We start from the raw sequence: 13,839 nt of genomic DNA, 5'->3' as shown, positions 1-13,839 counted from the left end.
GCCCGCCCCGTGCGTGCCGCGCGCCGCCTCGCGATATCGGTCAGCAACGGAACATGAAAAGGGAATGTCGCCATGCAGCGAAGCAAGTCGGTCACGAAACACGCATCCTCCTCCGCCATGGCGGGCAACCGGATTGGTCGCCCGGTGCGATTGAAACCGCTGGCGCTGGCCATCGCCGTGCTGCTGCAGGCGGGCGGCGCGCAGGCGCAGCAGCCATTCAGCGGTGCCTGGTTTGCCGGCAAGGGTGCGCAGCAGGGCACGGCCGCCGCCACGGGACGCTTGCCGAATGGCCAGGCCATCATCGGGACGGACAATAAGCAGGCGCAGCAGCAAAAAGCCAATGCACAGCTGCAAAGTTCGCTGAACAATCTGCAACTGGCCGCACGCGCCATCGCCGTGCAGCAGGCGGCCCAGCAGGCGGCGCGCCAGGCGGCCATTGCCGCCGGCTCGAAGGTGCCGGAAGGCTTGGCCGAAGGCGGCTTGAAGGTCGACAGCAACAGCCTGACGGCGGGCTGGTTCAACGCGAATGGCCCCACGCAGGCGCAGGCCGACGGCAAGACCGTGGTGACCGTCAAGCAGACGGCCGACAAGGCGATCCTGAACTGGGAAACGTTCAATATCGGCCAGAATACCACCCTGCAATTTGACCAGTTGGCGAACTGGTCCGTACTCAACCGCGTCAACGATCCGCTGGCCCGTCCCAGCCAGATCCGCGGCCAGATCAAGGCTGACGGCACGGTGATGCTGGTCAACCGCAATGGCATCGTGTTTACGGGCAGCAGCCAGGTCGACACGCGCAGTCTGGTGGCCGCCGCCGTGGGCATGAGCGACAGCCAATTCCGTAAGGGCATCTACAGCGAAACGCAGGGCTCGGGCTTCAAGCCCACGCTGGCCAACGATCTGGTGCTCAACGGCAGCGTGGCCACGCACGCCAACGCCACGGCCGACGTGGTGGTGCAGGCTGGCGCGCAGATCAGCACGCGCAAGCCGCAGACGGTGACGGAAGGCGGCGGCTATGTGCTGCTGGCCGGGCGCGAAGTGCATAACGGCGGCAGCCTGTCCGCGCCGAACGGTCAGGTGACGCTGGCCGCCGGCGACAGCTTCGTCATCCGCAAGGGCCTGGGGACGGATGCCAACCAGACTTCGAGCACGCGTGGCAACGAGGTCGACGTCAAGTTCAATGCGCAAAGCGGCGCCGGCAAGGTGACGAATAGCGGCCTGGTGCAGGCGCTTACCGGCGACGTCACCCTGACGGGCCGCGACGTGAAGCAGGCCGGCGTGCTGCTCAGCAGCACCAGCGTGACGACACGCGGCACCGTGCACCTGAAGGCCGACGGCAGCGAAGGCCTGGTCACCCTGGCGCCGGACAGCCTTACCACGGTGCTGCTCGACGACAGCGGCGCCACCGCGCTGGACGTGCAGCGCGACGCGCTCATCAAGGATTCGGCGCTGCCGAGCGACGGCGCCTACAACCGCCGCGACCTGTCGCTGATCCAGATTGCCTCCGGCGGCGATATCGCCTTCGATACCGGTTCGCTGACGCTGGCCACCGGCGGCCAGGTCAATGCGCTGGCCACGCGCCGCACGCAAGTGTCGCGCGGCGCCAGCATCGACGTCTCCGGCGCCGTGGGCGTCAACGTGGCGATGGCTTCGAACAACGTGCTGATCAATGCACAGGGCAACGAGCAGCGCGACGCGCCCGGCAACCGCGACAGCAAGGCCCTCAACAGCACCGACCTGTGGGTCGACCGGCGCGACCTGGTGCGGGTGGCGGCAGGCACGAATGGCTATCCGACCGACCGCTGGTACACGGGCGGCGGCTTGCTCGAAGTGAGCGGTTATCTGAACACCAGCGGCCATGGCATCGGCGAGTGGGCGGCACAGGGCGGCACGGTGGCTTTCCAGGGCGGTGAACTGGTGACCCAGGCCGGCTCTCTGCTCAACGTGTCCGGCGGCACTTTTGACGTCCAGACGGGCATGATTCGCCAGAGCTGGCTCAGCGGCAAGGATGGCCAGCTGTACAGGCTGTCGACCGCGCCCGGCGACGTGCTGTATACGGGCGTGTACCAAGGCTACGCCGCGCACCACCAGCGCTGGGGCGCGGAAACGACGGAAAATTTCGCCAATCCCCTGATCGGCGCCCAGCAACGGCTGGAAAACGGCTATACCGTGGGCCGTGACGCGGGCCGCGTGGTGGTGGGAACCACATCGGCCGTGCTGGAAGGCGCGATCGAATCGGGCGTATTCCAGGGCGAGCGCCAGCAGGACGCGCGCGATGCCAGCCTCGACAGTTATCGTCAGTCGCAACTGGCCGCCGCCCGCAACGGCCAGCTGGTGCTGGGCCAGCTGGCGCCGGTATATGACGCCGCCAGCACGCAGCTGCGCGACAATCCCGCGGCGCTGCTGCAGGCCATCCATATCGGCACCGGCGGCGCCAGCGCCGGCAATCTCCTGCGCGAAGACGCGCTGCCCGAAAACCTGGTCGGCAAGACCTACCTGGACGCCGGCTGGCTCAACGCGCAACACCTGGGCGGCATCAAGGCCTACGCCGGCAGCGCCATCGAGGTCGACGCTGCGGTGCAAGTCACGCCTGGCGGCGACATCGCGCTGCATGCGCCCCAGGTCAAGGTCAATGCCGGCCTGACGGCGCGCGGCGGCAGCATTGCGCTGGGCGACATCGTCAGCAAGCTGTCCAATGGCACCAGCAACTGGGTCGATACAACGGTCGCCACGCCCGCGGCCGGAGCAAAGGTGGGCATCGATGTGACGGCCGGCGTGACGCTTGACACGCGCGGCCTGTGGAGCCAGCTCAAGCTGGATCCGGGCAACACGTCCGGCTTACCCTATGTCAACGGCGGGTCGGTGGCGCTGGTCAGCAGCGGTACCGTCAACCTGGCAGCCGGCAGCGCGATCGACACGTCCTCGGGCGCGGCCGTGCTGGCCGACGGCAAGCTGAAGGGCGGGCGCGGCGGCGACATCAGCTTGCGCGCGAATCAGAATGATCTCAACGGCGTCAAGTCGGAAGCGCTGGTGCTCGATGGCGAACTGCGCGGCTACGGCGTCAACGGCGGCGGCACGCTGACCATCGACAGCGGCACCGGCGTGGTGCTGGGCGGCGGCGCGCTGGCCGGCAATGGTGTGTTGCCTGCAGGCCAGTCCGTCCCCGTGCACCTGACCTTGGCAGCAGCCTTCACCATCAAGGCCGGCACCGTGCTCGATACCGATTTCAGCTATATCAGCACGAAGGTCCAGCCCGGCCAGCCGTTGCTGGACTTGCCGGACTTCAGCGCGGCGCGCCCGTACACCCTGCCGGCCGCCTGGGTGGTGCCGCCGGCCTCGATCAGCTATGAATACATCACCGTCACCGGCAGCAATGGCATCGTCTACACCAGTGGCATGACCGTGCCGGCCGGCGTCACGCTCACGGGCGTGCGCGGCAAGCTCGGTTCCGGCTACCTGGTGCCGGCCGACGCCTTCCCGAACGGCATGCCGGTGCCCGCTTTCAACGCCAGGGTGGCCGCCGGTACGGCGTTCGCGTTTGATGTGACCTTGCAGGCGGGCGATCGCTTGCTGGCTGGTAACCGTGCGCCGACGGACCTGGCGGTCAAGCCGCTGCTGGTGCTGGACAATGACCTGTTCCAGCGCGGCTTTGCGCACTACAACATCAATGGCCAGCAAGGCGTGCAAGTGGCGCAGGACGCCACCATCGACGTCAGCATGCCCTTGCTGCGCGCCGACCTGGCGCTGGCGGGCCAATTGCCTACCGGCGTCGATCCAGCCGCCGTCCTGCAACCGTGGCTGGCGCCGCTGTGGCAGGAAAATGCCGTGAAAGGCGTGCTCAAGCAACGGGCCGGCGCCGATATCGCGCTGTCGGCCGGCACCCGCAACGCCAAGGCGCCGCTGGTGGTGGGCGAGGGCGCCACGCTGCGCGTGGATGACGGCAAGAGCATCAGCCTGACCGGCAACGGCCAGATAACCGTGGAAGGCACGCTGAGCGCGGCCGGCGGCCGCATTTCCGTGTTGCCGGGCACGCTAGTCACCGGTGGCGAGATCAACCGTCCAGACGGCAGCGCCAATGCCCAGTCGATCTGGATCGGCGAGCGCGCGGTACTCGACGTGGCCGGACGCGCGGCCACCGCCACCGACGCCCAGGGCGGCGTGTATGGCCATGTGGGTGCCGGCGGCACCATCGAGATCGGTGCAAAACACAATCTCGACGCCACCCAGGTCGAGGCGGCCGACGCCTTTGTCATCGTGCGCCCCGGCGCACGCCTGGAAGCGTCCGGCGCCGCCGCCCGGCTCGACCTGCCCGGCCAGGGCAGCGTGCAGGTGGCCGGTGACGGCGGCAGCATCGCGCTCGGTTCCTTCCGCGGCTTGTTGCTCGACGGCAGCCTGCATGCGGCAGCCGGTGGCGCCGGCGCGGCCGGCGGCACGCTGGCGCTCAACCTGGAAGCCCCGAACTACGGCATCGTCGGCAAGCTCGACTTGAAGGGCCTGGGCGTGGAAGATGCGGTGCGCGTGCCGCGCGAGCTGGTGCTGTCGCGCCTGCAGGGCGACAGTGGCCTGGCTGCCGACCTGCAGGTGGGCGACAGCGATCCGGCGCTGCGCTACGGCGTGGCCCGGCTGGGTGCGGACCGCGTGGCCGCCGGCGGCTTCGACCATCTGGCCCTGCTGTCGAATGGCTTGATCAGTTTTGACGGCAACCTCGACCTGTCGCTGGGCCAGAGCCTGCGCCTGACCGCCAGCGCATTGGCCCTGGCCGAGCATGCCGACGCCGCCACCACCGCGCAAGTCAAGCTGGCGGCGCCCTACATCCGTCTGGCCGGCAGCAGCCGCACCCAGAGCGACGACCACCTGATGCCGAACCCGGTGCGCGGCTCCGGCAACGGCGGCATCGGCAGCGGCAAACTGGGCGTGCCCAACGTGGACGACCACGCCAGCCTGACGCTGCATGCCGCGCTGATCGACCTCGCCAATGCCGTCAATGTCGGCAGCAACGGTGTGATCGTGCAAAACGCCGCCGCCGACCTGGAAGTCAAGCGCGATGCCTTCGGCGAGCTGGCGCTGCGCTCAAGCGGCGATATCCGCATGCGCACGGCGGCCGCGCTGTACACGCCCGGCAATCTGACCCTGGCGGGCGCGCAAATCTATCCGGTGAGCGGCGCTACCGGCAAGGTGGAGGTGGGCAAACGCAACGTGATCAACGAATTCGGGCAATTGGCGACCGAGTTCGACCCGGCCCGCAAGCTGACCATCGAGCGCAGCGGCGACCCTGGCGCGCCGTTGCCGGCCCTGCCCTACTCGGTGTTCGGCTCGCTGGAGCTGAGTGCCGGCACGGTGAACCAGGGGGGCGTGGTGCGCGCGCCGCTGGGCAAAATCACGCTGGGCCAGAATACGAATGGCGCAGTGACGGGCCACACCAATCTGCTGCCTGGCAGCGTGACGTCGGTCAGCGCCAACGGCCTGGTGATGCCGTACGGCGGCTCGCTCGATGGCCTGAGCTATATGATGGACGGCGTCGACGTCGCATACAAGGGCGTGGGCAATGACCCGGCCGTCGTGCTCACCGGCGAACACGTCGATGTGCGCGCGGGCGCCGTGCTCGACCTGTCAGGCGGTGGCACCCTGACCGGCGCGGCCTTCCTGGCCGGACGCGGCGGCTCGACCGACGCCCGCCTCAACCCGCTGGTGCAGACGTCCGGCAAAGGCGGCTTCGTGCTGCCGGGCCTGGCCACCAATCCCGTCTACGCCATCGTTCCGGGCGCGCAGGCGGGCTATGCGCCCATCGTGGCCGAGAATGGCGCCGGCGATCCGGCGCTGGGGCGCCAGATCACCATCGGCGCCGGCGTGCCCGGCCTGGCCGCCGGCACCTATACCTTGCTGCCGTCGAGCTTTGCGCTGCTGCCCGGCGCGTTCCGGGTGGAGCTGAACGGCCTGGCCGCCGGCGGCTTGCCTGTCGGGTCGGCCACGGCCATGCGCAACGGCTCGTTTGCTACCGCCGTGCAGCTGGGCACCAGCAATACCGACCGGCGCACGGTGCTGCCATCGCAGGCGGTGCTGACGCCGGCCGACGTGCTGCGCAGCTATTCGCAATACAATGAAACGAGCTACGGCGCATTCGCGCTGGCGCAGGCGGTGCGCGACGGCGTGCCGCGGCCGCTGCTCGAACGCGACGCCAAGGCGCTGCACATCGAACTGGTGCAGTCCAAGGCCAGCACCGACGATGCTCTGCGCTTTGCCGGCACGACCAACTACACGCCAGGCAAGGACGGTTTCGGCGGCAGCGCGCTGCTGCTGGGCGGTTCCGGCAAGAATTACGAAATCATCGGCAGCGCCGGCGCGCCTACCGTCGGCTTCGATGGGATCGCCGTGCGGGCGGAAGCCCTGAACGCCATCGGCGCCCCGCGCCTGGGCATTGGCGGTTTACCCACCGTCAACTACAGCGGCGTTACCGGCAACCAGCAAGCGAATATCGCCCAGTTCCAGGGCGGCGTCGATAACATCGTGGTGCGCGACGGCGCCGTGCTCAAGGCTGGCGAAGTGTTCCTGGTGACCAATAGCAAGGCAGGCGGCATCGTCATCGAGCAGGGTGGTGGCATCAATACCCTGGGCCGTGGCGCCGCCGCCTGGGATTCGGGCAATGGCTACGTGTATGCGCCGGGCACGTCCAGCGTGCTGGCCGTGTCGAATGGCCGGCTGGACATGCTGGCGCCCGGCGTGAGTATCGATCCGCGATCCGGACCGGGCCGCATCGACATCGGCGCCTGCGCGGCGGGCGCAGTGTGCAGCGGCAGCACGCCGCTGTATTCGGAAGGCAGCATTGTCGCCGCCACCGACCAGAGCTTCAATCTGCGCGACGCCACTACCTATGGCACCCGCAACCTGGTGCTGGCCGTGGGCGGCATCAATGTGGGCAGCGCAGCGTCGCTGGACGCCATGGCCGCGCGCGACGCATTGCCGGCCGGACTGACCCTGAACCAGGGCATCCTCGACCGCCTGCTGCGCGGCGACGCCAGCGCGGGTGCGCCGGCGCTGGAAAGCCTGGCGCTGACGGCGCGCGACGCCATCAATTTCTATGACAACGTCGAATTGTCGACCATCAACGCGAGTACGGGAAAATCGTCGCTGGAGCGGCTGGTGATCGGCACTCCGGCGATCTACGGCGCCGGCGGCAGCGATGCCGTGGCGCGCATCAAGACCGACGTACTGGTGTGGAACGGCGCCACGACCGCGCCGGGCCTGGTCGCCACTGGCGGCGCCGGCAGCGGCAGCGGGCGCCTGCAGGTCGACGCCCGCCAGGTCGAGTTTGGCTATGGCCCGAACAGCCGGCCCGACACGATCCACAGCATGGATCGCTTGATCCTCGGCTTTGGCGACGTCGTGTTCAACGCCAGCGAGCGCATCACCGCCAACCATACGGGATCGTTATCGGTGTACCAGTCGCAAAGCGGCTGGGATACGGCCAGCAAGGGCTATCTGCGCAGCGGCGGCAACCTGGCGCTGAACACCGCGCTGCTCACCGGCGCGGCCGGCTCCGTCAACAAGATCAAGGCGGGCGGCGACATCCGTGTCGCCAAGCCATCGGTGGCGGCCGCAGCGGCCCCGGATGCGGCCACCCTGGCCGGCGCACTGGGCGCCGAAGTGGCGCTGGACGGGCGCAGCGTGACGCTCGACACGGCCGTGCTGCTGCCAAGTGGCAAGCTCAGCGTATCCGCCGAGCAAGACGTCGTGCTGGGCGATGGCGCCAGGCTCGACCTGGCCGGCCGCAAGATCGATTTCAACGGCGTGGCCAAGTACAGCTGGGGCGGCGAGGTGGTGCTCGACAGCCGCCACGGCGACGTGCGCCAGGCGGCCGCTTCCAGCATCGATTTCTCGGCCGTTTCCAACCGCGCCGGCAAGCTCACCGCCAGCGCGCTCGATGCGCAGGCGGGCAGCGTGGCGCTGCTGGGCAGCATCGCCGGCGGCAGTAGCGGCCACTACGACGCGGGCGGTACCGACGTGCCGTTCGCGGCGGGCGGCCTCGACGTGCGCGGCCAGCATATCGAGGATTTCAAGGGACTGAACCAGCGCCTGACCAAGGGCGGCGTGTTCGGCAGCCGCAGCTTCCAGCTCAAGCAGGGCGACCTGGTGCTGGACAGTGAACTGAAAGCGCGCGAAATCACGGTCTCCGTGGATGGCGGCCACCTGGCCGTCAACGGCACGGTCGACGCCAGCGGCGAGCAGGTGGGCAGCATCCGCCTGGCAGCGCGCGACGGCGTCAGAGTGGCCGGCGGCGCGCTGCTCGACGCCCATGGCAGCGTGCTGCGGGTCGACAGCTACGGCCAGGTGATCGAGGCGCCCAACCGCGCCGTGATCGACATCGATGCCGGCAGCGGCCGCCTGGTGCTGGAGACCGGCGCGCACATGGACCTGCGCGCCGGTACCGCAGGCAAGGCTGATCAGATCGCATCGCTGGGCACGCTGGAGCTGAGCGCCCGGCGCCTCGGTGGCGCCACCGGCAACGACGTCGCCATCGATGCGGCCGGTCCGCTGGCCATCGACGGCGCCCGCGCCATCACGGTCAATGGTTTCTGGTCGTATAACGACGCTGCGCCCGGCACCGACGCCGGCGCGGACGGCCGCCCCTACCAGGTCATCAACCAGGCTTACCTGGACCGCAAGCACGACGACAGCGTGGCGTTCATGACGGGCGCCCTGGCCAACGACGGGCTGATGAATGGCCGCCTGTCCGGCCTGCGCAAGGACAAGGATGCCTTCCACCTGCGTCCGGGCGTGGCCATCCTCAGCGCCACGCCGGACGGCGACCTGCACGTCGATGGCGACATCGACCTGTCCGGTTACCGCTACGCCAGCGTCAATCCGCACACGCAGCAGACCGGCGTGGCCGGTTCCGGCGAAGCGGGTGCGCTGGTGCTGCGCGCCGGCGGCAACCTGAACGTCTTCGGCAGCATCAATGACGGCTTCGATGGCAAGGCCTTGCCGGTCACGCCGGACGACAAGGGCTGGATGCTGGCCAAGGGTCGCGTGCCGTTCGGCGCCGACGTCATCGTGCCACACGGCCAGCTGGTCACGCTGGCCGACGACACCTTCTTCCAGCCCGGCCGCACCTTGAACTACGACCTGCCGATGAAAGCCATGAGCTTGCGGGCCGGCACTGCGCTGCCGTCGCAAGCCACCCTGACGGCCGAGGTGGAATTGCCGGCTGGTACGGTGCTGGGCGGCGCCGTGCGCAATGCCGCCGGCGATATCGTGTATGCGGCCGGCACCGTGCTGGCGAAGGCCGTCACGCTGGGCAGCGGCACGCGGCTCGATGCCGGCACCCGCCTGCCCGTGGGGATGTCCGTGGCGGCCATGACCTGGCCCGGCGGCGTGCCGCTGCCGTTCCCGGTGGGCGCCGTCAGGGACACGCCGAGCCCCGACTACGACGGCGACGGCTTCCCCGATACGCCCGCCAATGGCGTGGTGCTGGCCGGCGAACTGCAGCTGCGCAAGGGCGCGCTGGTGCCGAGCGAAACCTGGGTGCGGCTGCCTGGCGGCGCCGACTCGGTGGCCCTGCGTCCGGGCGATGCCGACGGCAACCAGGGCCGCAACTGGGCGCTGGCGCCGATGCTGGCCAGCGGTTCGCAGTCGTGGTCGATGCGCCTGGTGGCCGGTGCCGACATGCAGGCGGCCGATAGCCGCGCGCTGCGCCCCATGGGCGACAACCGCAGTCTGCTGCTGACCGACCACCACTACGGCGCGGTCCTGGGGCTCAGCCTGCCGAGCGTGGCGGCGCCGCCGATCGACGGCGTGGCAGGCAATTTCTACTGGATGGGCGACTCGGAACTGTATCTTGGCAATCCCGCCGGCACGCTGATCAATCTCGCCGACTTTTCCAGCGTGGAGGAGCTGCTGGCGTACAACCAGTGGGGCGTGGGCGACCTGGTGACGTGGCTGCCCGAAGGTGCCAGCTTCCCGATGGTGCCCAAGCCTGCGCGGCAACAGCTGTTCAGCGTGCTGCGTACCGGCACGGGCGACCTCGATCTCCTGGCCGGCGGCAACTTCAACCAGAGTTCGCCGTATGGCGTGTATACGGCCGGTACCCAGGCGGCCAACGTGGCGGCGGCTTACCGCCTGCCGCGCGCGGCGGATCGCAAGGGTTCCATTCTCGGCGCCGATGGCGACGCCTTCAAGCCTTATGTGGACGGTGGCGCGCAAAGCCTGTACCAGGCCTGGTATCCCGAGCATGGCGGCAACGTGCTGGTGCGCGCCCAGGGCGACGTCACCGGCGACCTGGTGGGTGGCGGCTACAGCACGGAGCGTCGCCCCGACGACGTGGGCTATTTGCGTCCGCAGCAGGACAGCAGCGCCGTCGGCACCTGGCTGTGGCGCCAGGGCACCGGCAGCGCGGTTGCCCAGGGCGAGGGCGTGCCCACCGCCTGGTGGATCAACTTTGGCAGTTATGTGGCCGGCGGTCTCGGCACGAACTACCTGTACGAGACCCAGCCCGTGATGACCGGCTTTACCGGCATCGGCACCCTGGGCGGCGGCAACCTCGTATTCGAGGCGGGCAAGGCCGCCGGCATGCTGTCGCCGCGTACCGACCAAGGCGGCAAATTCGCCATGCGCAGCCAGGGCTTGAATCTGGCGGTGGCCAGCACCGGCCGGGTATCGGCCGACGGTTCCGCGCTCACGCTGACCGGCGGTGGCGACCTTGACGTGCGCATTGGCGGCGGCCTCAATCCGGTGGCCGAAGTGCGCTCGTTTGCCGACACGACAGGCGAGATCACGCCGGATACCCGTTTTTCCGGCACGCGTGGCGACCTTAACAGCACCTTCGTCAACCTGCGCGGCGCCTTGCGCATGGAGGCGGGATCGGTGGGCGGCATCGAGCTGCGCTTCGACAAGGGCGACAGCCAGGAATCGCGCGCCTACCAGGTCTACACCGCCACTTCGTCCATCGCGGGCGGCGGGCCGGTGGTGGTGCCGGGCGACTCCGGCGTGCGCATCGATGCGCGCGGCGACCTGGTGCTGGGCGGCGTGGGCGACGCCGGCCGCGTCACCCAGATCAACAACGGCACGCCGTTCACCGCGAAGGGCGTGGCGCAAGACGGCGAGGGCTACAGCTGGTTCTCGCTGTGGACGCCGTCGACCGCTATCGACCTGTTCAGCGCGGGCGGCAACCTGACGCCGTCCACGGCCTGGAGCGACGACCGCGCCAGCGGCAACCAGGCTTCCAGCGGCGGGCGTTTCGTGATGCCGTCGCAATTGCGCGCCGTGGCCGCCAGCGGCAGCCTGTATATGGGCAACTCCGCCCAAGGCGCGACGGACACCGGTACCAACACGCTGGCGCGGCCGGCCACCGGCCTGCTGCTGGCACCATCGCCGGTCGATGCGCATTTTACGCGCCGCACGCCGGGGCAGCTGGAATTGCTGGCCGCCGATTCGATCTACGCGGGTGCTTATTCGGTGACGGCGTCGGGCGCCGATCCGACCGCGCTGCCGAGCCCGTTCAATCCCGGTTTCGCGGGAGTGAGTGGCCTGACCGTGTATGGCGACACGTACACGCATAACGTCAACCAGGAAGCGCAGGCGCCCAGCGTGCTGTTCGCGTCGCGCGAAGCGGGCGCTACACCGCAGCGTTATCCGCTGTTCACGCTGACGCCGCCCACCGCCTCGGGCTATGCGGTGCAGGATCAGTTGCCGGCGCGCTATTACGCGCTGGCGGGCGACATCATCGGCCTGCGCACCGGTTCCATCATCACGCGCGGCGGCGGCAATGCGGCCAGCCACAGCACCTGGTACGAGGGCGCCGGTCCGGTCGATATCCGGGCCGGACGCGATATCGTCAACTCCGGCACGGCGCTGGGGCTGGTCGAAGCGACGCCACAGGGACTGCTGGGCTGGACTTCGGAGATAGCGTACGCCAACCCGTCGCTGCCGCTGCGGCCGACGGAAAACTTTGTTGGTTCGGCGCGCGGCAATCTGATACTGCACAACAATCCAGACGAGGTGTCGGTCGTGCGTGCCGGCCGCGACATTCGCTACGGCACGTTCTACGTGGGCGGTCCGGGCACGCTGGAAGTGACGGCCGGGCGCGATATCGACATGGCCGACAAGGCCGAGCTGAAGAGTATCGGCGCGGTGACGAATCGCGCATCCGGCGACCGCAGCAGCGGCGCCAGCATCGCGGTGGCGGCCGGGGTCGGGGCGCATGGCCCCAACTACGACGCCTTTGCCGCGCGCTATCTCGACGCTGCCAACCTGATCGATCCAGGCAAGTCGCTGGCCGACCAGCCGGGCAAGGCGGTGGCCGTGTATGGCGGCCGCCTGGGCCTGGCCGACTGGTTGCGCGCGGAATTCGGCTACAGCGGCGACGCTGCGGGCGCGCCCGCCTTCCTGGCAGCGCGCCAAAGCGAGCTCGACAAGACTCTCCAGGCCAGCACCGGCGGCAGCAGGCGCGACCTGCAGCGCGAATATGGCCTGTCGAGCCAACTGCACCTGGTCAACTGGCTGGAAACCCGCTACGGCGCCGGACAGCGCAATGGCGCCGGGCTGACCTTCGATGCCGGCAGCATGGACGCGCGCAAGTTTTTCGCGGCCTTGCCGGCCGAGCAGCAGCGTGTCTTCCTGCGCAACGTGTATTTCGCCGAACTCAAGGCAGGCGGGCGCGAGTACACGGCTGCCGGCGGCGTGCGCGAAGGCAGCTACCTGCGTGGCCGCGAAGCCATCGCCACGCTGTTCCCGACCAAGGATGCGCAGGGCAAGCCCGTGACCTATGCGGGCGACCTGACCATGTTCAGTGGCGCCACCTACTATCTGGACGGCGCCTCAGGCGGCAGCACCAGGCGGCCGCGCAAGGGCGTCAATTACCTGACGCGCCAGCAATATGTGCTGGGGGGCGATACCCACGCCCCCGTGTTCGACTTGCAGGATGCCGGCATCCACACTGATTTCGGCGGCAACATCGACATACTGACGCCGGGCGGGCGCACCCTGGTGGGCGTCGATGGCGGCTTCGTGCCGGGCGAAGGCTCGGGCGTGCTGACGCAGGGTGCCGGTGAAATCCAGATCTATGCCCGCGACAGCATCCTGCTGGGCCAGAGCCGCATCTTCACCACCTTCGGCGGCAATATCCTGGCCTGGTCGGCGCAGGGCGACATCAATGCCGGCCGCGGCTCCAAGTCCACCGTGGTGTTTACGCCGCAGCGCCGGGTCTACGACGACATCGGCATGGTGAGCCTGTCACCGACCACGCCGAACACGGGCGCCGGCATCGCCACCCTGAACCCGATCCCGGAGGTGCCGCCTGGCGACATCGACCTGATCGCCCCGCTGGGCACCATCGACGCGGGCGAGGCGGGCATCCGCGTCTCGGGCAACGTCAACCTGGCGGCCTTGCAGGTGGTGAATGCGGAAAACATCCAGGTGCAGGGCAAGTCGACGGGCATGCCGGCCATCGCCGCCGTGAACGTGGGCGCGCTCAGCAATGCCAGCGCGGCCGCCTCGCAAGCCGTGACGGCGGCGCAGGAGGTATTGCAGCGCGAACGGGCCGCCACGCGTCAGGCGCAGCCATCGCTGTTCACGGTGAAGGTGCTGGGCTTTGGCAATGAGCAGGCGGACGAAGCCGGTGTTGGCAAGCTCAAGGGTGGAGAGCCGCAGGCATCGACCTACCAGCCGGCCGGCGTGGTGCAGGTGCTGGGGGCGGGGCCCTTGACGGCGCCGCAGCTGCAGGCGCTCACGCCGAGCGAGCGGCGCGGCCTGCAACCGTGAGTTTTATGAACATTTGATGACATTCGGCAGTCGCCGCGCGCGGCGGCTGTCTAGGCATCAGTAGATCAGCATTAGCAACAAAAATAC

General features: G+C 69.0%; 1 protein-coding gene. It reads left to right on the top strand.

All coding sequences use genetic code 11. The annotated features are described in order from the left end of the window. The first annotated feature begins 72 nt into the window (after positions 1 to 72). Positions 73 to 13,752: a filamentous haemagglutinin family protein gene (locus U0004_RS00735; RefSeq protein WP_115057388.1), complete on the top strand. Its 13,680-nt coding sequence runs from the start codon at positions 73 to 75 to the stop codon at positions 13,750 to 13,752. The last annotated feature ends 87 nt before the right edge of the window (positions 13,753 to 13,839 follow it).

It is taken from the genome of Janthinobacterium lividum, assembly GCF_034424625.1.
Lineage (GTDB): Bacteria > Pseudomonadota > Gammaproteobacteria > Burkholderiales > Burkholderiaceae_D > Janthinobacterium > Janthinobacterium lividum.
This window is presented reverse-complemented; position numbering and strand designations above follow the sequence as displayed.

What these genes read in the sequence shown, in the direction of transcription:
- U0004_RS00735 (WP_115057388.1), top strand. Translation starts at nt 73, where the DNA reads ATGCAGCGAAGCAAGTCGGTCACGAAACACGCATCCTCCTCCGCCATG.